Origin of the sequence: Psychrobacillus sp. L3 (assembly GCF_042945595.1) — a bacterium.
In the GTDB taxonomy this organism is placed as follows: domain Bacteria; phylum Bacillota; class Bacilli; order Bacillales_A; family Planococcaceae; genus Psychrobacillus.
In genome coordinates, this window is record NZ_CP168493.1 from 134,488 (window position 1) to 159,234 (window position 24,747).

General features: G+C 36.5%; 20 protein-coding genes. 13 read left to right on the plus strand and 7 right to left on the minus strand.

Annotated features, from left to right (window positions below):
* Positions 1-167: 167 nt before the first annotated feature.
* Genes ACEPXD_RS00715 through ACEPXD_RS00725 form a run of 3 tightly spaced genes read right to left on the minus strand, consistent with a single transcriptional unit; the run spans position 168 to position 5,052 of the window.
* Positions 168-3,038: an ATP-binding protein gene (locus tag ACEPXD_RS00715; protein WP_391118953.1), complete on the minus strand. Its 2,871-nt coding sequence runs from the start codon at positions 3,036-3,038 to the stop codon at positions 168-170.
* On the minus strand, positions 3,025-3,396 hold the full coding sequence (locus tag ACEPXD_RS00720; RefSeq protein WP_391118955.1) for a response regulator transcription factor: 372 nt from the start codon (positions 3,394-3,396) through the stop codon (positions 3,025-3,027). Before ACEPXD_RS00720 ends, ACEPXD_RS00715 begins: the two co-directional genes overlap by 14 nt.
* A 39-nt stretch (positions 3,397-3,435) precedes the next feature.
* Positions 3,436-5,052, minus strand: coding sequence for a diguanylate cyclase (locus ACEPXD_RS00725; RefSeq protein WP_391118957.1), 1,617 nt, complete (start codon positions 5,050-5,052; stop codon positions 3,436-3,438).
* A 410-nt stretch (positions 5,053-5,462) separates the two neighbouring features.
* Here ACEPXD_RS00725 and ACEPXD_RS00730 point away from each other — a divergent pair, with 410 nt between their 5' ends.
* The 7 genes from ACEPXD_RS00730 (at position 5,463) to nhaC (ending at position 13,313) form a co-directional block, all read left to right on the plus strand.
* The gene (locus ACEPXD_RS00730; protein ID WP_391118959.1) at positions 5,463-6,110 is read left to right on the plus strand and encodes a GntR family transcriptional regulator; all 648 of its coding nucleotides are present in this window, start codon (positions 5,463-5,465) and stop codon (positions 6,108-6,110) included.
* 201 nt (positions 6,111-6,311) lie between these two features.
* On the plus strand, positions 6,312-7,427 hold the full coding sequence (locus tag ACEPXD_RS00735) for a M20 metallopeptidase family protein (protein WP_391118961.1): 1,116 nt from the start codon (positions 6,312-6,314) through the stop codon (positions 7,425-7,427).
* Positions 7,428-7,465: 38 nt separating this feature from the next.
* Positions 7,466-8,878 carry a YfcC family protein gene (locus tag ACEPXD_RS00740; RefSeq protein ID WP_391118963.1) on the plus strand — a complete coding sequence of 471 codons (1,413 nt, stop codon included), beginning with the start codon at positions 7,466-7,468 and terminating at the stop codon, positions 8,876-8,878.
* A 115-nt stretch (positions 8,879-8,993) separates the two neighbouring features.
* Positions 8,994-10,217: a M20 metallopeptidase family protein gene (locus ACEPXD_RS00745; RefSeq protein ID WP_391118965.1), complete on the plus strand. Its 1,224-nt coding sequence runs from the start codon at positions 8,994-8,996 to the stop codon at positions 10,215-10,217.
* A gap of 241 nt (positions 10,218-10,458) precedes the next feature.
* On the plus strand, positions 10,459-10,653 hold the full coding sequence (locus tag ACEPXD_RS00750; protein WP_151698416.1) for a YwbE family protein: 195 nt from the start codon (positions 10,459-10,461) through the stop codon (positions 10,651-10,653).
* A gap of 25 nt (positions 10,654-10,678) precedes the next feature.
* Positions 10,679-11,782 (plus strand): amidohydrolase, encoded by a 1,104-nt coding sequence (locus tag ACEPXD_RS00755; RefSeq protein ID WP_391118967.1) that lies wholly within the window; start codon positions 10,679-10,681, stop codon positions 11,780-11,782.
* Between the two features lie 91 nt (positions 11,783-11,873).
* Positions 11,874-13,313, plus strand: a complete 1,440-nt coding sequence (gene nhaC / locus ACEPXD_RS00760; RefSeq protein WP_391118969.1) for a Na+/H+ antiporter NhaC — start codon at positions 11,874-11,876, stop codon at positions 13,311-13,313.
* A 264-nt stretch (positions 13,314-13,577) separates the two neighbouring features.
* Here nhaC and ACEPXD_RS00765 read toward each other — a convergent pair whose 3' ends face one another.
* Entirely contained in the window at positions 13,578-14,822 is a 1,245-nt protein-coding gene (locus ACEPXD_RS00765) for a transcriptional regulator (RefSeq protein WP_391118971.1), read from the minus strand.
* A gap of 89 nt (positions 14,823-14,911) precedes the next feature.
* On the opposite strand from ACEPXD_RS00765, the gene ACEPXD_RS00770 reads away from it, so the two are divergent.
* The 3 genes from ACEPXD_RS00770 to ACEPXD_RS00780 all read left to right on the plus strand — a co-directional run bounded on the left by ACEPXD_RS00770 (position 14,912) and on the right by ACEPXD_RS00780 (position 18,216).
* On the plus strand, positions 14,912-16,024 hold the full coding sequence (locus tag ACEPXD_RS00770) for a mandelate racemase/muconate lactonizing enzyme family protein (RefSeq protein WP_391118973.1): 1,113 nt from the start codon (positions 14,912-14,914) through the stop codon (positions 16,022-16,024).
* Positions 16,025-16,035: 11 nt separating this feature from the next.
* A complete protein-coding gene (locus ACEPXD_RS00775; RefSeq protein ID WP_391118975.1) occupies positions 16,036-16,725 on the plus strand; it encodes a GNAT family N-acetyltransferase in 690 nt (229 codons plus the stop codon).
* Positions 16,726-17,022: 297 nt separating this feature from the next.
* Positions 17,023-18,216 carry a hypothetical protein gene (locus ACEPXD_RS00780; RefSeq protein ID WP_391118977.1) on the plus strand — a complete coding sequence of 398 codons (1,194 nt, stop codon included), beginning with the start codon at positions 17,023-17,025 and terminating at the stop codon, positions 18,214-18,216.
* 244 nt (positions 18,217-18,460) lie between these two features.
* Here ACEPXD_RS00780 and nadA read toward each other — a convergent pair whose 3' ends face one another.
* From nadA to nadB, 3 genes are read right to left on the minus strand one after another with little or no spacing between them, the layout of a single operon-like run.
* Positions 18,461-19,570, minus strand: coding sequence for a quinolinate synthase NadA (nadA, locus tag ACEPXD_RS00785; RefSeq protein ID WP_391118979.1), 1,110 nt, complete (start codon positions 19,568-19,570; stop codon positions 18,461-18,463).
* Between the two features lie 13 nt (positions 19,571-19,583).
* A complete protein-coding gene (gene nadC / locus ACEPXD_RS00790; RefSeq protein ID WP_391118980.1) occupies positions 19,584-20,426 on the minus strand; it encodes a carboxylating nicotinate-nucleotide diphosphorylase in 843 nt (280 codons plus the stop codon).
* Complete coding sequence (nadB, locus tag ACEPXD_RS00795) at positions 20,395-21,987, minus strand: L-aspartate oxidase (protein ID WP_391118982.1); 1,593 nt, start codon at positions 21,985-21,987, stop codon at positions 20,395-20,397. The genes nadC and nadB overlap by 32 nt, the downstream gene beginning before the upstream one ends.
* A gap of 100 nt (positions 21,988-22,087) precedes the next feature.
* Between nadB and ACEPXD_RS00800 the strand changes: the two genes are divergently transcribed.
* The 3 genes from ACEPXD_RS00800 (at position 22,088) to ACEPXD_RS00810 (ending at position 24,472) form a co-directional block, all read left to right on the plus strand.
* On the plus strand, positions 22,088-23,260 hold the full coding sequence (locus ACEPXD_RS00800; protein WP_391118984.1) for an IscS subfamily cysteine desulfurase: 1,173 nt from the start codon (positions 22,088-22,090) through the stop codon (positions 23,258-23,260).
* Positions 23,260-23,799 carry a transcription repressor NadR gene (locus tag ACEPXD_RS00805; RefSeq protein ID WP_391122930.1) on the plus strand — a complete coding sequence of 180 codons (540 nt, stop codon included), beginning with the start codon at positions 23,260-23,262 and terminating at the stop codon, positions 23,797-23,799. Before ACEPXD_RS00800 ends, ACEPXD_RS00805 begins: the two co-directional genes overlap by 1 nt.
* 238 nt (positions 23,800-24,037) lie before the next feature.
* Positions 24,038-24,472: a BclA C-terminal domain-containing protein gene (locus ACEPXD_RS00810; protein WP_391118986.1), complete on the plus strand. Its 435-nt coding sequence runs from the start codon at positions 24,038-24,040 to the stop codon at positions 24,470-24,472.
* Positions 24,473-24,747 lie beyond the last annotated feature (275 nt).

Below are 24,747 nucleotides of genomic sequence, written 5' to 3' on the forward strand. Positions count from 1 at the left end.
AGCATGTACTTAGGGCATTTTCCAAAATTCATTGCTGCACAAGGACTTAACACGCATTCATGAAGAACCTGCCCGGAAAACGTCACCATTCGATAAACTTTCCGCAAATAAATCTACTGCTTTTCCTTCTTCTTCCTCCAGTACATGACCATGGATATTGTAAATCATCAATCTGCTATTTGATGAGGTACCATAACTTGACCATTTCTTTCATTAGTCAAAAGAGTATGCATAATTAGCTTGGATAATTGGTTGGGTCTGTATGGTTTAATTAAGTAATCTTTTGCTCCAAGAGAAAGTCCTCGCTCTTTTTCATCAAGTGCAGTTGAAATGAAAATTGGAATATTTTTTAATTCCTCATTTTCTTTCATTTCCTTCATAATTGTCCATCCATCCATTTCATCTGCAAGCATAATGTCCAGAACAATTGCATCAGGGGCCTTATTTTTCATTTGTCGCAATGCTTCATTGCCGCTTTTGAAGTAGCTTACATGAAAACCGTTATCTTGCAACTCCTGGTTTACAAGTTCTGCAAGACTTAAATCATCTTCAATGACCATAATCGTGTAATTAAGCATAGAGGCAGCTCCATCCTCATTTACTTTATTAGTGCTCATTGTAACTCGTGAGAAGTGGGTGGTGAATGTACTACCTTCCCCATTCATAGAACTAACTGAAGCCTTACCACCATGTACTTCCACAATCTCTTTTACGATAGCAAGTCCAAGACCAGTACCACCAATTTTTCGTCGGTCAGAATTGTCTATTCTATAAAACTTTTGAAATAAATTAGGTATTTCATCTTCTGGAATTCCAAGCCCTTCATCTTTTACGTCAATAGAAACTATATCCTCGCTGCCATATATGCGGATTGAGATATTTCCACCTTCTGGGGAGTATTTAATCGCATTACTTAATAAGTTTGTAAACACTTGTTCAATTTTATTTTTATCTCCTAGTATAATAGCATCCTCTAATTCTACTGTAAGGGTTGTCTTGTGTAATGACGTGTTAATCTCTTGCAGCTCGATAACATTTTGAACAATTGATATAACGTCGATATATTTCTTTTCATAATTCTGTTTACCAGATTCCATTCTTTGAATATCAAGAAAATCATTTATTAAGGAAGTTAGCCTTATAGTTTCATTATAAATAGTTTGAGTATATTTTGTTTTTCGTTCCGGCTTTAATTCTTTTGTTAACAACAACTCTGTAAAGCCTAGAATACTAGCTAAAGGTGTTCTTAATTCGTGACTAACCGTACTGACAAATTCAGACTTCATATTAGCTATTTCATACTCTTTCGTAATATCACGATGGACTAGTAATGTTCCAATGTGGTCATTAGAGTCTTTAATTGTTTTACAATAAACTCTAATGACTTGTTTGTTCTCGGTCTTCCTGTAAATAAATGAATGTTCTTCATCAGGAGAAAGAAATGCAGAGTCTATTAAATCATCTAAAAGCTGAATAAACTCGTAGTCTTGGATTTGTTCTGCCATGACACCACTCCAATCCTCCCAAGAAAGTCCTATCATTTGTTCAGGGGTATCTCCCCATTCAAATATTCCGCATAGCTGATTGTTAACTTGTAAAACTTTTCGATCCGCATCTATTAACTGTATACCCTCTTGGACCGTGTTTAATATATCTTGATTTAACCGGCGATCTTCCTCTGACTGTTCAAATAATATAATTTTTTCAAGGTAAATGGCAATTTGTCTAGCGAATGTTTCATATTCAGTTAGTTCATTATTGGAATAAGCATCACCATATCTAGAAAACACCATAACAGCTTTTACTTGAGAAGAAGATACAACCGGTAAATATAGGTCAAAGCTATAATTGACAGATTCATGGTAGCCTTTCTCATTAGAATGTTGAACACGCTTTACTGTAAATGGCTTATGTTCATTGGTTAACCGTTGAATCAAACCATCATCCAAGTTATTTCTGAATTGATCAACACCAAAATTAGAAATCCCATAGGAAGCAAAAGCATCATCGTGAAGGGAGGAAATCATCCCCTTATCGGATTTGGTGATTTTACACATATTTTCGATGATACTTTTAAGAAATCCCTTTTTATCAAGTGAGGAGGAAATAATTTTAATTAACTCATTCCACCGAGTAAGTTTTTCTTCATTATTTGTTACAATACTCAGTGCTGTTTGAAGTTCATTTTGCTGTGCTAGAAGTTCGTCTTGTTGAGCAATTAGCTCTTCGTTAGAGGCCATCAAATCTTGTTCTTTCTCCTGAATGCTGTTAACCATCTTCTGAAAAGCGATTGATAGGATACCGAGCTCATCTTTTCTGTTTTCATTTACTTTTAAGACCGCATCTCTACCAGCAGCAATTTCGTTGGCGGAAATTGTAAATTCGGAAAGGGGCTTTCCGATGCTATTAAATATCCTAAAGACTATAAGGAGCGATAGAATTAGCGTTAAAATAAAAAAGACAATCACACTGCTTTGAATGATTGATTGTTTTTTCACTAAATGATTTGAATTATCGGCAAGTTGTTCCTTAAGTAGTGAAATAAATGATTTAGTTTGCTCCAGGAATTCTTCTACCTGAAAATTGACTTTAATATCTCGAAGCTCAATACTAGGATCTCGACTTTTTTCATACTCACTCATAATTAGTGGTAGTATCGTACTGAAATAATAAGATATAAAATTATCAATATCTTGATAGATTAACATTTCATCCTCGGTTCCAATCAATGGGCCGAGCTCAGTAAGATTTTGTTTAAGTTCACTTTCCAACTTGAGTGGTTCATCCATATTTGACGTCACTTTAAAAGCAATAGAGTCCGTCATTATCAAAACTTCGGAATTAAATTGGTTATAGATGTGATTAACTATTTGCTGTTTTTTTTCAATAATACTACGCTTTTGAGCATAATCATCATGTATTTTATGCTGAAAATAAAATAGAAGACCGCAACCCATAGCAAAAAAGAGAAAACAAATTCCCATTAATGCTAAAACTTTGCGTGATAACGAACTATTAAAATAATTAACTATTTTCATTAAGGATATCCTCAACTAATTCTAAAAGCTTTAATGGACTAAATGGTTTGGCCATAAAATAATCGGCACCGGTTTCCATAATCTGCTTTTGTTCATATGCCTGACTTTTCGCCGAAAGTATTAGAATTTTCGTATGCTCGTTTGTTTCGGCACTTCGTACTTTCTCAACAATTTCAAGTCCTGTATAAACAGGCATCATATAGTCTAGAATGACTAAATCATAGTGATTATTTTGCAAAAATTCCATTGCTTCACCGCCGTCAACCGCTTCATCAACCATATAGTTTTCGTCTTCTAACGTATCGACAATTAGCATGCGGAGTACTTCTTCATCCTCTGCCAATAAAATCTGTTTCAATGTTTACCACCTCATTAATGTTCTTCTCGTGTAATTAACTTATTTTAGCATATTTAGTATTCGTTCAATTCTTACTTGTAGGTCAGTTACGTTAAACGGTTTTGTTACATAATCATCCGCACCTAATCTTAAAGCGCGTTCTATTTCGTCTTGGCTTTTTCTCCCAGTAAGCATCAGAATCTTGTATCTATGTGCATTTTTTTCTTGCTTGACTTTTTGAAGGACCTCTAAACCATCCATGACTGGCATGACGCCATCTAGAATTAAGAAATGGTTGACATCCTCTTTTGCATGTTCTGAATTTAAAAAGGATGGACCATTCTCAAATAACTTAATGTTTATATTTATGTTATCAATGGTTATAGATTCTAGCATTTGATTCAATAATGTCCGAATGATGGTATCATCATCAACAACTGAAATATTTAGCGTGCCTTTTTGGTATACATTAGATGTCATCTGTAAGCATTCGACTCTAGATCTTCCAAGGTGTTTTGCTTCATACAACGAACTATCGGCCTCTTTGAGAGCATCCATGATTGTAACGGATTCATCATTTACTGTATATATTCCTGCTGAAAATGTGACCGTAAAGCACATTTCCTTATAGGTATATTCAATTTGAGAGAACCCTTTAATTAACCTATTTATATACCTTTTTGCATCTTTACTAGTGGTATTTGGGAAGACTATGACAAATTCTTCTCCTCCATACCGATAAATCGTATCCGAACTACGAATATTCCGTTTTATATATTGAGCAAAATCCTTAAGAACATGGTCGCCCATTAGATGACCATAAGTATCATTAATATTCTTAAAAAAGTCAATATCAATAATACTTATTGAAAACGGATCTTTTGTTCGTTTGAAATCTAGGAAAAAACGTTGCAAATTGTCCATAAGGAATTTTCTATTATAAACTTGTGTTAGTTCATCAATCAAAACGAATTGATCAAAAATTTTCTTTCGTTGTAAATGTCGATCAACTTTAACAACAAATTCTTCAATATCAATAGGCTTTTTGAAAAAGTCATCAGCCCCCAATTGATATGCTTTTATACGTGTTTCTTTGTTGTTTTTAATACTAATCATAATGGTTGGGATAAAGTATTTTTCACTATCATGTTGAATCTCTTGAAGAACTTGAAATCCGTCTTTCTGTGGCAACTGAATATCAAGAATGAGGCAATCAGGCTTCATTTCGAAGTACTGTTTCACTGCACTTTCAGGATTTGTATTAGTTATTACCATCCAGCCTTTTGTTTCTAATACATCTTTAAGAAGAATGAGCATTGAAACATCATCATCTATTATTTGAATTAAAGGAGCTTTTGAATTTAGAACTTTATTATTAAGGCTCGCTAAATTCCCGGAGTTCTCGTATTGATATATAAGTTTAATCAAAGGATATAGAAAATTATTTAACTCAATTTCCGTCCATTTTTTCTTCTCTTCGTTTTCCAATTTAGATAATAACTCTGAAGAAGTCTGCATGAGATCGTCCAATTGTAGTGTTCCTGAAGTTCCTTTTATAGAGTGAAGGAAACGGTATAGCTCCTCAGCTAAAACTGTTTCTGCTTTTAAAGATAGCCATTCCGTCAACTTATTTTTAATAGTTTGGAATAAATGGTTTTTATATTTTTGAAGATCCACAAATATCCCCCTTACCAAAACGTGTAGTTTATCTCTGTTGTATTCTTCTAATACTTTTTGTTCAGTTTAAAAGACAAGACCATTATACTATAACAAATTTTGTCGTATTATGTAACATGTATTTAAGCTTTTTACCAATTAACTGGTATGCAAATAGTTACAAATGAATAAATTTAAAATACTTCATAGTCAAGCATTTACAAAATCCATTTTCTTGAATAAATGTTTATTAAATGGTACCAGTTCGTAAAAGTGTAATTTTAAGGACTGGTACAAATAAGTTAGAGCGTAACTTTTAGGGTTGAGGTACAATATAGTTGGATATTTAATTGTTAGAATATTAAACAGAAAAGTCTGATCTTTTTTTATATAAGATTATAAGTATATTAAATAATGAATAGGGGTAATTTATGAAAGAATATTTATCGTTAAAAGACCATGTTTATAATTATATCGTAGAGCAGATTAACAATGGGAAATTGGTTGCTAATAAGAAAGTTAATGAAGTCGCAATTAGTGAAAGTTTAAAAGTTAGCAGGACTCCGGTTAGAGAGGCACTAATACAACTTTCATCAGAGGGGCTATTAGAAAATGTTCCAAGAAAAGGTTTCGTGATACAAAGCCTTACAAAGGAAGAGGCAAAAGAAACTTATTTTATTATTGGTGCCTTGGATGGCTTAGCTGCTTCACTGTCAGCCCCTCTGTTAACAGAGAAACACATGAAAGAAATGGAGTTTTATATCCAGAGTATCGATCTAGCAATTAATACGGAGAATTTCCAAATGTATCATAAAATGCAGGAGGCTTTTCATGATGTCTATCTATCAGTTTGCCCTAACAAAAGCCTCGTAAACCTTCTGTTAAAATTACAAAAGAAATTTTTAAAAAACTTTGATCATTCCGGACAAAAGGAAGAGATAAAGAAAAAGCTCTTAGAGACGAATAATGAACACAGAAAGATGTTGGTTCTTTTCAAAAGTGGCGATTCAGCAGGTTTAGAAAGTTATATGAAAGAAGTGCATTGGAATACTGCTAAAGTAGAGCTATTACCACTTTAAGGAAAAACACTATATAAGTTTTTGAATAAAAAATTCTGTTTCATACGAAACAGAGTTTTTTTGTTGTAAAATTTCAAAACATAAAATATAATATACAATATACATTTAACTTATAATTCACTCTTTCAATAGAAGATGAGATTAATCAATCGAAATGAAGAAGTGGTTATATGAATAAGAATTGTAAGGGGATGGCATAAAATGAAATCAGAAAATTTTGAATTAGCGAAAAAATTACGACATGAATTGCATCAACATCCTGAACTTTCTAACGAGGAAGTATGGACAAAACAACATTTGATGGATTTTTTGAAAACGCATACAAGCCTTGAAATTGTAGATCAAGGAAATTGGTTCTATGCGATTTATCGAGCAGGTTCAGATAAGCCGAATGTTGCATTTCGTGCAGATTTCGATGCACTTCCAATGGATGAAGTTATCGATCTTCCGTGGGCTTCGCAGTTTCCTGGAAAAGCACACAAATGTGGTCATGATGGTCACTCAGCAACACTAGCAGGATTTGCACTTGAAATTAATGAAAAGGGTGCAGACAAAAACATTTTTTTCCTTTTCCAACCTGCTGAAGAAACAGGGGATGGTGCAATTCAATGCGTTGATTTTATTAAGGAACACAATATTGATGAGATTTTTGCTTACCATAATATGAGTGGTTTTCCTTATAATTCTGTAGGAATTATCGATGGTACAAGTTTTTGTGCATCTAAAGGGATGACTATACATTTGGAAGGTTCCCCTGCGCATGCAAGTCAACCAGAAACGGGTGTTAATCCATCTTTAGCAATTGCTAATATTATCAAAGCGATTTCTGAGTTCACATCTCCAGAAATAAATAAAGGTCTTATTCTGTGCACAGTTGTACAAATTGATGTTGGTGAAAGAGCTTTTGGTATTGCTGCATCGAAAGGTGATCTTTGTATGACTATTCGTGCGCTTTACGAAGAAGAGTTGGATAAACTTCAAGAAAACCTTGAAAACTTTGCTAAAGCACAAGGAGAAGAACACGGTTTAATAGTGAGTTTTCAATATAACGACGAATTCCCGGAAACTGTAAATCATAAAGAAAGCGCTGACAAGATTCGTTTAGTTGCAAAATCAAAAGGTTTTGAACTAGTTGAATTGAAAGAGGCTTTTCGTGGTTCTGAAGACTTTGGTCATTTTACAAAGTTAACGAAGGGTGCGTATTGCTTTATTGGAAACGGAGAAGATTACCCACATGTTCATACAAATGAATATGATTTCCCTGACGAACTCATTAAATCAGGAGTTAAACTTTTCACAGGATTAGCTGAATTATAATTTTGCACAATTGTTAGTGAAGAATTGGAGGATTTACCATGACATCAAAGAAAAAACAAAAAGGTTTTAATTTCCCCCATGTTTATATAATGTTTATCCTAGTTATGTTACTAGTAGTGGTATTATCATGGATTGTACCAAGTGGACAGTATGAGCGAGTACAAAATCCAGATACGGGGATAACAGAACTGAACACAGAGAATTTTGCTTACGTGGATCAGGCAAACCCAATAGGATTTATGGACTTCTTTACAGCCTTACATAATGGGGTTGTTCAATCTGCAGATATCATCGTGATGCTTCTTTTTGCAAGCGGAGCACTTTATATTCTTGAAAAATCAGGAGCAATTGCAGCAGGTATTCATACGTTATTGCGGGTTGCTGAAGGAAAAGAAAAGCTTGTCATTATAGCATTAATCACGTTATTTTCCATTCTGGGAACAATTGGTTTTGGTGAAGGAGGAATCCCTTTTATCCCACTAGCAATGGCAGTAGTAATGGGTATGGGATATGACAGAATCACTGGTTTCGCAACTTCGACGATTGGTTTAGCAATTGGATTTTCAGCAGGTGCGGTGAACTTCTATACTACTGGTGTTAGTCAAACAATTGTAGGATTGCCAATTTATTCAGGAGTTGGTTTTCGTCTCATCTCTCTAGTTATCTTTCTAGTAATCTCTGTTTTGTATATTCTACGTTATGCTAAGAAAACAAAAGCAGACCCAAGTAAGAGTCTTGTAGCTACAGAATATATTGAACAACTAAAAGATGCGAATAAAGCTGAGTATGAAGAAGAAGAGTTTACGCTTTCAAGAAAAATTGCATTATTAGGACTAGTTGCAGTTTTAGTAGGCGGTGCATTTGGTGCAATTAAACTCGGTTGGGGAATGCCTGAATTATCCGCAGTTTATGTAATCTATGCAGTATTCTTAGTAATTGTTTTAAAAATTAAACCAAGTGATGCAGCTGTAATGTTTGGGACAGGTGCAGCCGTACTTTTACCAACAGGATTAGCGATTGGTTTTGCTCGGTCAGTCATGATTTTGATGAATCAAGCTCAAATTATCGATACAGCTGTCCATTCATTATCTGGACTTTTGAACAATACAAGCACAATTATCACTTTACTGGTACTCTTCTTAGTTGTCATATTCTTCAATTTCTTTGTAGTTTCAGGCAGTGGAAAAGCAGTGATCTTAATGCCAATTATGGGGCCTTTAGGCAAAATATTAGGAATTAATCAACAAGTAATGGTTGTATTGTATCAATTTGGTGATGGATTCACTAATTATTTATGGCCTACTTCTGGTGGGTTAATGGCTGCACTTGGAATGTCTAATGTGGATTATGCTACTTGGGTAAAATTCTCAATGAAATTATTTATGTTACTACATTTCGCAGCATTTATCTTAATTATAGTTGCTCATTATATTGGATTAGGACCGTTCTAATAGGTTGTTATTTTTATAAGATGAAAAAGATTTACGTGGTTCCTATTAGAACGCTCGTTGGTCTACCCTTGTTAACTACCGAACACATCCAAAAAATTTTAAAGGAGATGTCTAAATGACTAGAATTCTAGAAGCGTCAAAAAAATATGAAGAACAGCTTATTAAAGATCGTCGATATTTACACCAATATCCAGAGATTGGTTTTGAACTTCCAAACACGCAAAAATATATTCAACAACGCCTGGATGAAATAGGAATTGAACATAGAACTTGTGGGGTTATACCAACGGAAGTTAAAGAAAAGTATGCAAAAGCTGGATTTGCTCAACAGGAAAATTGTACAGGTGTTGTAGCAACCATTGGTCAGGGAGAGCCTTGTATCCTTCTTCGTGCGGATATGGATGCATTACCAATTCAAGAAGAAGTTGAATCGGAATTCAAATCGAAAAACCCTGGTTTAATGCATGCTTGTGGTCATGACTCCCATACTGCTATGCTTTTAGGTGCAGCTCAAATATTGAAGGATCATGAGGCGGAATTAAAAGGAACTGTTAAATTAATGTTTCAACCTGGAGAAGAGTGGGGATACGGTTCAAAGTTAATGATGGAAGATGGTTTACTTGAAAACCCTAAAGTGGACGCTGCGTTTGGTATTCATATTATGCCAGACCAACAAGCTGGAACTTTATCTGTCCATAAAGGTACATTAACACAAGCAATGGATACGTATATTGTTGATATTCAAGGAAATGGTGGCCATAGCTCACAACCTCATAAAACAATTGATGCCAACATGATTATGAACCAACTTTACACAAGTTTAAATTTATTATTAACACGTGAAGCTCCTCCAAGTGCGAATGTCACATTTTCTGTAGGTGCGATGAGCGGTGGTACTGTTACGAATGTCATTCCAGACAAAGCGATACTACAAGGAAATATGCGCAGTTTTGATCAAGAGACTAGAGACCATTTATGTAAACGGATCCCTGAGATGATTGACCATGTTGTTAAAGCATGGCGTGGAGAATATATTACAAATGAATTCCATACACCAACGACATATAATAATCCCGAATTCATTGATGAAATTATGCCTTTCCTAGAAGAAGTAATCGGAATAGAAAATGTTGTAGATGATGGAGTATTGGGTGGTTCAGAAGATTTTTCTTATATCTCACAAGAAGTACCATCTGCCTTTGTTGTATTAGGCACAGGAAAAGTAGGAGAGCCGCCAGTTCACAATCCTCGGATGCAACAAAATGAAGAAATCTTTAAGTATGGTGCTGCATTACATGCAAACGTGGCAATTGAATGGTTAAAACAACAACAAAAATAATATAAAGAATACTTGAGTTGGGAAAGGTCCCCAATCACTACCTTATGTATAAGGTGCCGGTGATTAGGGGTGCCGTCCCGTAACTATTCTTTCTATTCACGAACCTCCTTTTTATAGGGAGGTTTTTTTGTTTTCATTAAAATGTTACTGTTATTAAGTTCATTTAAATGTGGCTCCTTATTTTACAAAATGGTGTAAGTATAGCATGAAAGTGGTACGATACAAAAAGAGGTGAATCTATATGAATGGACAAAATAGAAAAGATGTTAAACCAGGACTAGAAGTATATATCATATTGAAAAAAGACCAGCGAACAGGTAACAAAACTAGAGGCACTGTGAAGGACTTATTAACGAATTCGTCCTTTCATCCACATGGCATTAAAGTTCGATTAACGGATGGACAAGTAGGTAGGGTTTGTGAAATTATAGGATAATTAGAGAAAAAGGAGTGTAAGTGAAATGCAAGTAGAATCGCAAATATTACAATGGTTTACTCACTTTCATGCACATCCAGAAGTAAGCTGGAAAGAATACGAAACAACAAACAAACTCGCTGAAATATTGGACGAGCTTCAAGTACCGTATCGTCGATTTGACGATGTAACAGGTCTACTAGCAGAGATCGGAGAAGGCGAAGAAGTCATTGCTGTCCGTGCAGATATAGATGCACTTTGGCAAGAAGTGGATGGCGTATTTCGTGCCAATCATTCATGTGGACATGATGCCAATATTTCCATGGTGTTAGGAGCTTTATTATTAATTAAAAATGAAAAACTGAACAAACGAATCCGTTTTATATTCCAACCAGCAGAAGAAAAAGGAAATGGCGCAAATGCAATGATCGATCGAGGAGCACTTGAAGGTGTAACCCATCTATTCGGTGTACATTTACGACCAATTGAAGAGCTTCCTTTCGGAAAAATGTCTCCAGCGATTCATCACGGAGCGGCGATGTTTTTGGAAGGTCAAATAAAAGGAATTGATGCGCATGGGGCACGTCCACATCAAGGAAAAAATGCAATTGATGTAACAGTAGCAATTCATCAGGCGTTGAAAAATTTGTATTTCTCGCCATTCGAAGCCTATTCCGCAAAATTGACGAAGATACAGGCTGGTGGAGAAAATGCGAATATCATTCCAGGTACTGCATCCTTCTCAATTGATGCACGTGCAGCCAAAAATGACATTTTGTTTCAAATGAAAGATCAAATAGAGAAGAATTTACATGCATTAACTCAACAATTTGATATTAAGATAGATTGGGAATGGCAAGATATAACACCTGGTGCAGAGGTTTCAACAGAGGCATCTGCAATTGCAAGAGAAGCCATTATGGAAGTTGTTGGTATTGAAAATCTCGCTGAAGAAGTGATTACATCTGGTAGTGATGATTTCCATTTCTATACGATTAGACATCCAGAAGTCAAAGCAGCAATGATAGGAATTGGTTCGGATCTTGCACCTGGTTTACATCATCCGAACATGACATTTAATCACAATTCACTATTAATTGGTGCCAAAGTGATAGCGCAAACGCTTTCAAATATTTCTAAAAAGGATTGACGAGCAATCATTTTGGCTATATTATAACTCTATTAGCGACTATTAAACGTCAATTTGTAATTGCCGAAATAGTTACAAAGGGGGAAATGGTATGGATGAAAAAAAGAAAATGACAGCCAAGAAGGAAATGTCATTAGTGTGGGCAATTATTCCTTTATTTGTCATGATAGCTTGCATGATTGTTACTGTAGTAATTTTGAAACAAGGTCCACATATTCCGTTAATAATTGGCACATCCGTTGCAGCATTAGTTGCTTGGAAGCATGGATTTAAGTGGAATGATATTGAAGAAATGATGTATAAGGGGATTAAATTAGCATTACCGGCAGTTGTAATTATTATATTAGTAGGTCTAACAATAGGAGCTTGGATTGGCGGCGGAGTAGTTGCTACGATGATATATTACGGACTTAAAATAATTACTCCAGCACTTTTCTTAGTAACAATTTGTATTATTTGTGGAGTTGTTTCGTTAGCTATTGGTAGTTCATGGTCTACAATGGGGACAATCGGTGTAGCAGGAATGGGCATCGGATTAAGCATGGGTATACCAGCACCGATTATTGCGGGAGCAGTTATTTCGGGTGCATATTTTGGAGACAAGATGTCGCCTTTATCAGATACAACGAATTTAGCTGCAGGATTAACGGATACAGATTTATTTGTACATATTCGTCATATGTTTTACACTACTATCCCAGGTCTTGTAATTGCTCTTACGGTATATGGAATCTTAGGATTACAATATAGAAATAGTAATATCGATCAAGAGAGTATTCAACAAACAATCTTCATGTTAGAAAAAAGTTTTGTCATCTCACCATGGTTATTACTAGTACCAGTTGCTGTGATCGTACTTGTGGCTACGAAAGTTCCTGCGATACCAGCACTTGTAGTAGGGATTATTCTTGGATCTTTATCGCAAGTATTTGTTCAAGGAGGGAGCTTGTCAGAAGCTATCGGAGCACTTCAAAGTGGTTTTGTTATTAATACTGGTAACGCGATGGTTGACGATTTATTTAATCGCGGTGGATTAGATTCGATGATGTATACCGTATCAATGACACTTGTTGCGATGACATTTGGTGGTATTTTAGAATATTCGGGTATGCTTCAATCCATTATGAATCAAATATTAAAAGCTGCAAAAACAGCGGGTACACTAATCGTATCTACGCTTATCGCTTGTTTTGCGACAAATGCATCTTGTTCAGAACAATACATTTCAATTGTAGTTCCTGCGCGCATGTTCGCAACAGCCTATACAAAAATGGGTCTTAAATCTAAAAATCTTTCAAGAGCGTTAGAAGATGGTGGAACTCTTACTTCTGTCTTTGTTCCATGGAACACATGTGGGGTATTTATACTTGGAACGCTTGGTGTAGGTACATTCGAATATGCACCATATGCAGTATTAAACTTCGTTGTACCAATTATTTCTGTTATTTATGCATTAACTGGCTTCACGATCCAAAAACTATCGGCAGTAGAAATCGCAGAAATACAAAAAAGAGAAGTAATAGAAGCTTAATCAAAAAGTAGCTGTCCCAAAAGTCATCAGTAAAATGACTTGGAGGACAGCTTTTTTAAAATTAAAAGACAAAATACGGTAAATATTTTACATTAAATAGCACATCGAGACTAATTAAGTAAAAATCGCTACCAATTTCTCGCATGTCGAGACCAAATCTACTGAAGTAGCAACCAGATTAGAAAAATAATCGAGACCAATTTAAAGTTGGAACCATTTATGTGAAGGTCAAATGCCGGATAGTATTAGCGATGAGTCTTTTATTTACAAGTAAGTCGGGAAATTTAGTTCGTAAATTGCGCGGGGCCGCCCTTGTTGGTAGGTCATTTCTTCACCGACAATGCGAGCATACCCATGATCTACTAGTTTTTTCAAGATTCGTTCCGTTGTACGTCTACTTACTTGTAAATAGATTTCTAAATCAGAGGCTGTAAATTCAGTCGATTTATGAGAACGGCTGAACTGCATCACCTTCGATAAATTTGCAGGACTTAGAGTTGTATCTTTCGCTAACAGTGCGAGCTTTGGTTCATTTGTCTTTAGATTTACTTGCTTTTGAGCGTTTGGATAAGGCCCTAACAATTCCTTTTGGTCGGTTATTAAGTAAGCGGTATTCTCTGTAGCGTAGGGTAGTGCATCACGAGCATTTTGTGTTGCCTCTATAACTGTTTTACCAAATCCAAATGCAATATATAGTGGTGAAGTAGCGAGTTCAAACCATGTTTCTAATGTATTGCTTTTCAATGCTTCCTGTATGTCGCCTTGTGTAGAATATAGCACATATAAATTCTCTTCTGCTGAAACGGCAGTTGCTTGTATAGATCCTGAAATTTTCTTTAATAGATCTTCCGACATAGATGCATTATTGTTTAATTGTATATAACCAACAGCAATTTTAGCGGATTGACTTTTGGCAAGAAGGGCCATGGATTTCGTCTCTTCAATTCCCTTTAATATAGAGCTTTTAGGGTCAATCATTCGAATGACAGAAATACTTTTTTCTTTTAATTCTTGATAAACGGCATGAATACTAGTGATTGCTAGAGAGGACTCACCATTATTTTGTAGTTTGGAATGGAAAGAAACGACTTCCTGCAAATTAAAACCAGAATCAATTTGCATCATATATGGATGTTGTTCAATTTGCGCAATATCCTCCAAAACACTATGAACACTTCTTGGTTCGATTAAGTCGATAGAAATCTGTTGGATAGGTATAGACTCCGAAAAGCAAATAGATAAAAGTGTAGTACTAATAGCAGTTTCATCTTGACGTAAATAATGAGACGGAACAGGTAATTTCTCTCTAGCTTCCTTAGCATAAATATAAGGAAGTGAGCCAGAAAAAAATACGGCATCACATGGTTTAATTTTGGACACTATATCTATTGCTTCGATGGGTGTATTATATATATAATAGTCCAAACGGATAGAAACTAGTTCATGTTCAAATTGCTTTAATTGCTCGATAAAATTACTGGACCCTAAGACAGCTATGCGTGTAATCATTCGTGCACCTCTTTTTTTGATTTTTAAGCGACTATTTAACGACAACTATAACTGGAAATTAAAGACTTGTAAAGAAAGTAGGAAGTAAAATGAAAATTAAAGAAATTGATATTTATGCTATTAGACTACCATTAATAGAACCATTTATCATTAGCTACCACACTTACGACGATATGCCTTCTATTATTGTAAAGATAACAACGGAGGATGGTTTGGTCGGATACGGAGAGGCGGTTGCAGATGAACATGTAACGGGGGAAACGTGGGAAAGCACATATGCAATGTTAAAAAATACATTAGCTCCTCTATTAATCGGAAAAAATCCAATGGAATTTGAACGATTGCATGAAATGATGGATAAAGCGGTTTATCAAGCACCAGCGGCAAAAGCTGCACTCGATATTGCGTGCTACGATGTAGTAGGGAAAAAGCTAGGTGTTCCAATTTATCAATTACTTGGAGGCCGCTATCACGAAAAATTCCCAATAACACATGTACTGAGTATCGGAACACCTGAGAAGATGGCGGAAGAAGCAGCAACTCGAATGAAAGAAGGCTATTCATCATTTAAAATGAAAGTCGGAACAAAAGTGCAAGACGACGTAAAACGCATTCAAGCAGTACGTGCAAAAGTTGGGGACGATATTGCAATTCGTGTCGATGTCAATCAAGGGTGGAAAAACAGTGCAAATACGATTATGGCGATGCGTCAACTAGAACAAGTTGGACTCGATTGGTTAGAGCAGCCAGTAGTCGCAGATGATTTCAACGGAATGGTGGAAGTGAAAGAAAAAACAAGTACTCCTCTTATGATGGATGAAGGATTAAGAGGCTTCCGTGATATGCGTGAATTAATCGAAAAACAAGCAGCCCATAAAGTTAACATTAAACTAATGAAATGCGGGGGTATCTACCCAGCGATGAAGCTTGCTCATATGGCAGAAATGGCTGGAATAGAATGTCAAATTGGCTCGATGGTTGAGTCTTCTATTGGTTCTGCAGCCGGTTTCCACGTTGCATTTTCTAAAAAAGCATTTACTAGTGTAGAGTTAACAGGCCCACTTAAATTCTCAAAAGACGTTGGAAATTTACATTATGATGTGCCTTTTATTAAACTAAATGAACGTGCCGGTCTAGGTATTGATATAGATGAAGCAATTTTACAAGAACTAACAGAGTTTTCTACGAAAGTAACAAAGTAAGAGGTGTCTGGATGAAAGAATGGAAAGGTAATCTTGGCGAAAAAGAATATGTTGTTCGAGAACTAACAACAGATACTGTAGAAGATATTTTACGCATTCAAGAAGTTGTTTTGGGAACAATTGCAAATAATAATTTCTTATCTCCATTAACAAAGGAAGAATATGAAAATTCCATTGCAAATCACTTAATGGTTGGCGTATTTGTAGAGAAAGAGTTAATTGCATTTCGTGCATTAGCTATTCCAGAAATAGATGAACATCATTTAGGATTGGATATTGGACTTCCAGCAACGCTTTTAGACAAAGTAGTCTATCAAGAAATTACAAATGTTCATCCTGATTATCGTGGTTTTGGCTTGCAAAAAAAACTTGGAACTATCGTAATGGAGCTTCTAGATGCTTCACCGTATACACATGTATGTTCAACGGTTGCCCCGTTTAATATTGCAAGTTTAAAAGACAAACTAAGCCAAGGTATGGTCATTGGTGCACTGAAAAAGAAATACGGTGGAATGCTACGCTACGTATTCTATAAAAAACTCCATGAAGAACGAGCAGCTGGCAGCGAAGTGGTGGAAATCAATATGGGCGATATTGAAAAACAGCAGCAACTACTTGTAGAGGGCTGGATCGGAACAGGTATTTTACAAAAAAAAGATGTTTGGTACGTAACATATGAGGAAAAAGGGTTTTATTTGTAAAATAAGAGAACACCTAGTGAGATTTTAATTCACACTAGGTGTTTTTTTGTTTTATTCAATTCAGTAAAATCGTATAAAACCAAATCAATCCTATTAAGGGGCATTGCATGTTGAACAATAAAATACATAGAGAGATATTAAAGGTAAAAAGAAAACTTATAAAAGACGTAAGTTTTCTCCTAATTCTAATTTTAACTAAAAATTAATTATAAATTATGAATATTATGATATATTTAATATAGAAAATTATTCAAGGTAGGGGTTGTGTTCAGACCAAAAGAAACTGGGGGTAATATTTTGAAGAAATTTATACAATTGATAGGTTTCCTTGTAATTATTCTTTATGGATGTAGTCCAGATCCAGTCAAAATTGAAGAAGAAAATTTGGAATCAATAGATGAACATGAAACTGTTGAAAAACAAGAAATAGTGACTGATGAAAGCGAATTGGTCAAGGCTCAATTTGTTCAAATGCTTGAAGCTATAGATAATAATAATGAAGAAGGATTTCTAGAGTATCAAAACAGTGCAAATTCCTTGTTTTATAAAGAGCAAAAAAGATGGGTGGAAGAAGCGATTTTTAAAAAGCAACAAGGCTATACTTTTTCCGTGAACATTGGAGAAGTAAATCTAATGTCTTCAGATAAAGGGGATATGGAGTTAATTGTAAACATGAAATATCAAGACAAGGGAACTCAAAATAAAGTGATATACTCAATTGTTAAATTAAAGAACAAGTGGGTAATTGATGATGTACCTTTCAAGACAATATCTGAAGGGAATATTGCTGTGTTATATGTTTCAGACTTAGAAGAACAAGCTTTGACTGTGTTAAGAGAGGCGAGTGATATTGTTCATCTATATAATAATGAATTTGGTTGGGATCCAAAGGATATAACGATAAAACTTTATGATTCTAGGGAACAAGTATCTGCCACTATACCTTGGATTGGACTAACTGGTTGGAATGAGACAGGTGAGTCGCTTAAACTCATGATTGAACCGTCTGCATCCTACAGTACCCTTGCACATGAGTTAGGCCATAATATGCTTTCTGATTTCTCCAACGATAACGTATCACTATACATTCAAGAGGGTTTCGCAACCTTACTTCAACATGTAGTAGAAAAAGATGCAGCAGGTAAACCTGTAATTAACTTAAATAATTTACCGTATAGGGAGCAGAAGTTAATATCAAATAGGGATTTGGTTTTTTTATCGATAGATGACCTGAACAAATTGGATTACAACAACACGTTTGAAATTTATGGCTTAGGTTTTTTGCTTACCAATTACTTAATCAAAACTCAGGGCTTTGATAAATTTATGACTATGGTAAAAGAATTAATAAACGAACCGTATATTGACAGCAGATCTGAACATAAACTTCAAATACTTTCAGAGAGAACAACTAAAGCAATCGAAAAAGTGTATGGAACAACCGACCAAGTATCAGATGGCTATATAAATTATTTTACTAAAAAGAAGTAGTTTTATATAAGGGGATCCCACGTACGATCGCTATGTCTGCCATTGAACAACCTGCACGCACATTAAGTACACTTTTTGGTGATCCGTTTTCAAAATATCATTTTGAAATATTATTTGTTTGCATATTGTTAATCTTGCAAAGAGATACTAGTCACATGGAGGTGCTGTATAACAACAAAATCCCCATTTCTAGATTAAAAAAGGAGACACACGTCATTTCAGACTTGGTGTCTCCTTCACATTTTTACGCTCTTTCCAACATTCGCTCTAGTGCTTTTATGGCATCTTTAGCAGTTTCCTCGTCGACTTTTATCACATTCACTTCTTCTTCACTTACAATGCTTTCCAAACTCCAAAGCAGATGAGGAAGGTCGATGCGATTCATGGTCAAACACGGACACATGCTCGGATTCAACGACATAATGTGTTTGTCCGGGTGCTGTTGGATTAGACGGTTGACGAGATTCATTTCCGTCCCAATTGCCCACTGGCTACCTGGTGCTGCATTTTCAATTGCATCAATGATATATTTTGTAGAGCCACTGTCATTCGATAATGCAACGACTTCTCGTGAACATTCGGGATGAACAATAATACGCATATCCGGATGCGTTTCACGTACATGGGCAATATTTTGCACGGTGAATTTTTCATGAACAGAGCAATGCCCTTTCCACAAGATTACTTTGATATCTTCTAATGATCCTTCGTAGACGAGCTTATCGTGCATCGGATCCCAAATAGCCATTTGCTCAAGAGGAATGCCAATATCATATGCGGTGTTTCTGCCTAAGTGTTGGTCTGGTAAGAATAGAATGCGTTCTTTTTGCTTGAATGCCCATTTCACCATTTGATGGGCGTTTGATGAAGTTACGGTCGCCCCCCCATTTTTACCAACAAACGCTTTAATTGCAGCAGTTGAATTAACGTATGTGAGTGGTACGATTGTGTCTCCGAACGTTTCTGTTAATGCATCCCACGCACGGTCCGTCTGAAAGATGTTTGCCATGTCGGCCATTGAACAGCCCGCACGCATATCGGGTAAATACACTTTCTGACGGTCCGTCGTCAAAATATCCGCCGTTTCCGCCATAAAATGGACGCCACAAAAAACGATATGCTCCGCTTTTTCATTGGCTGCGCAAATTTGGGCTAGTTGTAAGGAGTCACCAGATGCATCTGCGAACTGAATCACTTCATCTTTTTGGTAATGATGCCCAGGGATAAAAAGTTTTTCGCCAAGTTGCTGTTTAATCTCCATAATACGTGTTTCCATTTGCTCGCGCGATAAATTCCGGTACGATTCAGGTAATGTACCGCTCATTTTCTCTTCGAAATAGTCCAAGATAGACAAGTCGATCCCTCCATTAATTTGTACTGATTGTCACATTCGCACTAATGTCCAGTGCTTTTACAGAGTGTGTTAGGTATCCTAATGAAATGTATTCAACACCCGCCTCCGCATAATCGCGAATTGTATCGTTCGTGATCATACCGGACGCTTCCGTAATAATTGTTTCTGGAACAAATTGTTTCCATTCTTTAATTGTTTCTGGTGTGCAATTGTCGAACATAATAATATCCGCTTTCGCTGCAATCGCTTCTTGCAGTTGTTCAAACGTCTCTATTTCCACTTCTATTTTGACGGTGTGGCCAATTGTAGCTCTCACCGTTTCGACTGCTTTTGTAATGGAACCTGCAAAAGCAAGATGATTATCCTTCAACATAACTGCATCATACAATCCGTTGCGATGATTGAATCCGCCACCCGTACGGACAGCGTATTTATCGAGCATGCGTAAGCCTGGCATCGTTTTTCGTGTGTCACACACTTTCGTTCCCGTTCCTTTGACTTTTTCCACGACTCTATGCGTCTCGGTCGCAATGGCACTCATTCGTTGAATCAAGTTCAATATGACACGTTCGCTTTTTAACAAACTACACACAGGACCTTTCGCCGTAGCGATTACGGTTCCTTTTCCAATCCGCTCGCCATCTTCTATATGACAGATTACGGTTGACGAATCATCAACAACTCTCAATCCTTCCTCAATCACTTTCTTACCACAAAAAATGCCATCCATTTTCGCGACGATACTCAATTCACCGGTCACTTCTTCTGGGAATAAAAAATCACTGGAGAGATCAGTGTCTCCGATATCTTCTATATAAAAGTGTTCAAGCATAGATTTCAATTTCAGTGTGTTCACGTTGTCGTTCCCTCATTTCAGTTCCATTTTTTGACTGGACAATATGTAGTTGCCCCCATCTTTTATTCTCCACAGAAAAGTCTTCCCGGTTATGTGCACCACGGCTTTCTTCTCTAAGCAATGCTGCATTTACGACAAGCTTTGCAGTTTGAAGCATGAATAGTTTTTGGATGTTTTCGATACTCCATTCATCCAACGAATTATCAATGAAACTCGGATGATCATATTCGCTTAGCCACGTTTCGAGTACCTCAAGTTCCGTACGCGTTCTAATAATTCCGGCGTATGCCATCATTTTTTCTTGTATTTCCTTTTTATGTGGGAATACTGGTGTGTTTAGAGATGATGTTTTCGTTGGATGAAAGGAAATAACATCCATTTCAATCTTCTCTATCTGCTCATTCAAATGAACCGCCAATTTCTTCCCGTAATAAAGACCCTCCAACAAGGAATTGCTGGCAAGTCTATTGGCCCCGTGAACGCCAGTTTTCGCTGTTTCACCAACTGCGTACAGACCTTCAATGGAGGTTTGACCAACTGAATTGACAGCGACTCCACCCATGAGAAAATGACAGCCGGGAGCTACTGGAATTTTTCCGCTTTCTATTAAAATCCCATTCTTGTGACATAGTGCTGTAATTGTCGGAAATTTCTCTTCGAATCGCGCAATCCTGGAGATGTCCAAATAGACATCATTTCCTGCTTCTCGTTGATGAAATATTTCCTTCGCGACAATATGACGTGGCGCTAAGTCTTCGAGTAAATGCTTCCCTTTCATCAAGGCCATTCCTGATTGATCTATCAATCGGGCCCCTTCACCCCTTACAGCTTCAGATATTAATCCTGTCGTTTTCCCGTTTATATAGAGTAGGGTTGGATGAAATTGAATAAATTCCATATCTGTAATTTCTGCACCTGCTCGATATGCCAATGCAACTCCATCTCCTGCAACAGAAGAATCGTTTGATGTAAAAGAGAACAAGCCACCTATTCCACCGACAGCAAGAACGACATTGTCACTAAAATACACTTCGTTATTGCCATCTAAGTCTTTCGCTTTAATGCCAATACATTTTTTTGAATCGGGGTGAATCATGAGTTCGTATACAAACCGATTTTCTATCACATCAATCGTCGGTCTTATCGAAGCGATGAGATGTTCCATCATATGTTTTCCAGTGGCGTCACCACCGCAGTGAACAATTCTCTTTCTGCTATGGGCCCCTTCCATTCCTAAAGCCAATTGTCCGATTTTATCTTTGTCGAATGGGAGACCATCGTTTTTCAATTGTTCAATGAGTGCAGGACCATTTTCGACGAGTTCACGGACTTCCTTTTCGTTATGGAAGTCACACCCTGCTTTAATCGTGTCTTCATAATGAAAAAACGGTGAATCTTCGTTTCCAATTGCAGCTGCAATACCGCCTTGAGCCCGATATGAATTATTTGCCCGTCTCGTAGACTTTGTAATAACAAGTACGCGAGACTGGTCACTTAGGTGATTAGCAAGCTGCATAGCAGCAATTCCGCTTCCGACAATGATGCAATTGTACGTTTTCACTCTAATCCTCCTAAAAATAACAAGTGTCTTGACACCTATCTTTACACATAACACAAACTATGGCAAGATGAATTTATACTTTTACTTGGAGGAGTTATAATTGTATTATTTCGACTATGCAGCAACGACACCATTACATCCGGAAGCTTCAAATGTGTACGCAAAACTTTCTCAAGCATGTTATGGAAATACGAGCAGTTTACATGAAGTAGGCGGAAAAGCACAAAATATGCTCACTTTTTGCCGTGAGGAACTTGCGAGTATGCTTGGTGTGGAATCTGCAGGGGTGTATTTTACTTCGGGTGGTACAGAGAGCAATCTACTGTCTATCATTTCGCTTGCTAAAGCGAATAAACATAGAGGAAATCATATTATTACAACTTTAGGTGAACACCCTTCCGTTGATTCGGCACTTGACTATTTAAAAGAGGATGGATTTATAGTGACCGCAATCCCGTTTACGAAAGATGGATTTATCGATCTTCATTTATTGGAAGAAGCGTTAACAAGTGATACAATTCTCGTCAGTGTGCAACATATAAACCCGGAAATTGGCACGATACAACCGCTTGAAAGAATTGCTGCAATCTTAAAAGAACGCTCTATTCTTTTTCATAGTGATTGTGTGCAATCGTTTGGGAAAATAGATTTGAAGCCTATTGCAAAAATCGTTGATAGTTTAACAGTTTCGAGCCATAAGGTCTATGGTCCAAAAGGAGTTGGGGCTGCATACATCAATCCACGTCATCGGCTTGTCCCAGTTTTCCCCGGTCTTGTGCACGAATCAGGGTTCAGGGGAGGCACAGTCAACGTTCCTGGTATTGCAGCATTTATAACGGCAGCTAAAAAAACGGAAGAAACGCTAAAACGTAAAGAAACCTATAGCACCTTCCGAAACGCTTTTCTAAAAAAAGTTATGCAACAACCCGAATTATTTACGATTTATCAATCGAATGATATAGATCAACAACTTCCTCAAATCATTGGACTTGGTGTGAAAAACGTGGAGGGTCAGCTAATTATGCTAGAATTGAATCGATACGGATTTGCTATTTCAACTGGCAGTGCGTGTAAAGTTGGACAGCAACATGCATCAAAAGTAATGCTAGCGTTACAGGCAGATCTGCAAAAATCAAAGGAGTTTATACGAATCTCCTTTGGAAGTGGAACAACCTTGGAGAGCATCGATGAGTTAGCAACTAAACTAATTCAGATTGCGCAGAAAATCCACGCACCAATTATGAAAAATGACAGTGCAAGGAGTGTATTATGATGAATGAAAATGAAAAGATTCTTGGGGAAGAACGTAGAGAACTGATTGTCAATACGTTACGTACTTCCGGCAAGCCAATACCGGGAAGAGAACTTGGAGAAATGACAAATGTTAGTAGACAAGTTATCGTAGGTGATATTACACTACTGAAAGCTCGAAATGAACCGATTATTGCGACAAGCCAAGGTTACGTTTATATGCATCCACAAGTGATACCAGGGAAGATAAACAAGACGATTGTTTGTCGCCACGCACCAGAGCAGACCGAAGAGGAACTGAACATTCTCGTTGATAACGGTGTCACGGTTAAAGAAGTTAAAATTGAACATCCTGTATACGGCGACCTTAGTGCATCCATTATGGTGTCTAATCGAAATGAAGTGAAAGAATTTATCAAAAAAGTTGGCGAAGAAAAAGCGGTTTTCCTATTGAACTTAACGGAGGGCGGCATACACCTTCATACACTATTAGCAGACAATGAAATTCAAATAAAAAATGCAGAAGAGGCGTTAAGAAAAGCAGGTATTCTTGTCGAATGACAGATATCTGCTTTTTTTTTGAGAAACAAAGAGAACGGAGCGGTTAATAACGAATTGTTTCCTTCTTTTTAAAAGATAAGTATATAAAAGTAGCTTCTGGGAATCAGGTATTCATGGTGTTGGGAACCCCTAAGGAGCGCTATTTAGTTATTTATTCTTTTGTTTAGTATATTTGTCCACCCCGTTAATCTAACTAAATCATAATCTATCATAATATAATTGAAAGGAGGTTATTCTTATGGGAATTATAACACCATGTAATTGTTTATCAGAATTAGCGTACATTTACAATTTAGATGCTCAAACGGTTGCGATAGAGGCGGACGTTAATTTTGATACAAATGGTTTTCTTACGGCTGGAATTTTGCATGCTACCGGTTCACCTTCGATACAAATTACCAATGCGGGTATCTACGAAGTTACTTTCTCCGTGTCAGGTACAGAACCGAATCAATTTGCGCTATTTTTAAATGGCGACCTAGTTCCGGGAACCATTTATGCTTCAGGTGCTGGAACACAGGAAACCAATGGCCAAGCAATATTCATTATTGGAGCCGGCGATGTTCTTACTCTTCGAAATCATTCTTCAGCTGCAGCAGTTGGTCTTGCCACCCCAATTGGTGGCACACAAGCAAACGTAAATGCTTCAATTGTAATAAAAAAATTAGATTAATTTCAAAGTGCTATGGAACGCTTTAAAAAATCTAATTGTAGGTTCCGAGAAACGAGAAAAAATAGAAATCCTGATTTCAGCCGAAATAGGCTGATTTCAGGATTTTTTATGTGCGTGTCTCTTTTAGCAAACAACTATTTTATAACATTAGTGGTGTTAACTAAAATTTATTACATAGCATATATAAATCTAAAAATTTACATTATTCTAAATAAAGTAACATTATTTTACTGTAAAGTATATATAAATACTCATTTTTTTCGTGAAACTTATAG

Coding starts and splice junctions, on each gene's coding strand:
- ACEPXD_RS00715 (WP_391118953.1), bottom strand. CDS start 3,038: ATGAAAATAGTTAATTATTTTAATAGTTCGTTATCACGCAAAGTTTTA.
- ACEPXD_RS00810 (WP_391118986.1), top strand. CDS start 24,038: ATGGGAATTATAACACCATGTAATTGTTTATCAGAATTAGCGTACATT.
- ACEPXD_RS00745 (WP_391118965.1), top strand. CDS start 8,994: ATGACTAGAATTCTAGAAGCGTCAAAAAAATATGAAGAACAGCTTATT.
- nhaC (WP_391118969.1), top strand. CDS start 11,874: ATGGATGAAAAAAAGAAAATGACAGCCAAGAAGGAAATGTCATTAGTG.
- ACEPXD_RS00740 (WP_391118963.1), top strand. CDS start 7,466: ATGACATCAAAGAAAAAACAAAAAGGTTTTAATTTCCCCCATGTTTAT.
- ACEPXD_RS00735 (WP_391118961.1), top strand. CDS start 6,312: ATGAAATCAGAAAATTTTGAATTAGCGAAAAAATTACGACATGAATTG.
- ACEPXD_RS00755 (WP_391118967.1), top strand. CDS start 10,679: ATGCAAGTAGAATCGCAAATATTACAATGGTTTACTCACTTTCATGCA.
- ACEPXD_RS00765 (WP_391118971.1), bottom strand. CDS start 14,822: ATGATTACACGCATAGCTGTCTTAGGGTCCAGTAATTTTATCGAGCAA.
- ACEPXD_RS00805 (WP_391122930.1), top strand. CDS start 23,260: ATGAATGAAAATGAAAAGATTCTTGGGGAAGAACGTAGAGAACTGATT.
- ACEPXD_RS00730 (WP_391118959.1), top strand. CDS start 5,463: ATGAAAGAATATTTATCGTTAAAAGACCATGTTTATAATTATATCGTA.
- ACEPXD_RS00775 (WP_391118975.1), top strand. CDS start 16,036: ATGAAAGAATGGAAAGGTAATCTTGGCGAAAAAGAATATGTTGTTCGA.
- ACEPXD_RS00770 (WP_391118973.1), top strand. CDS start 14,912: ATGAAAATTAAAGAAATTGATATTTATGCTATTAGACTACCATTAATA.
- ACEPXD_RS00750 (WP_151698416.1), top strand. CDS start 10,459: ATGAATGGACAAAATAGAAAAGATGTTAAACCAGGACTAGAAGTATAT.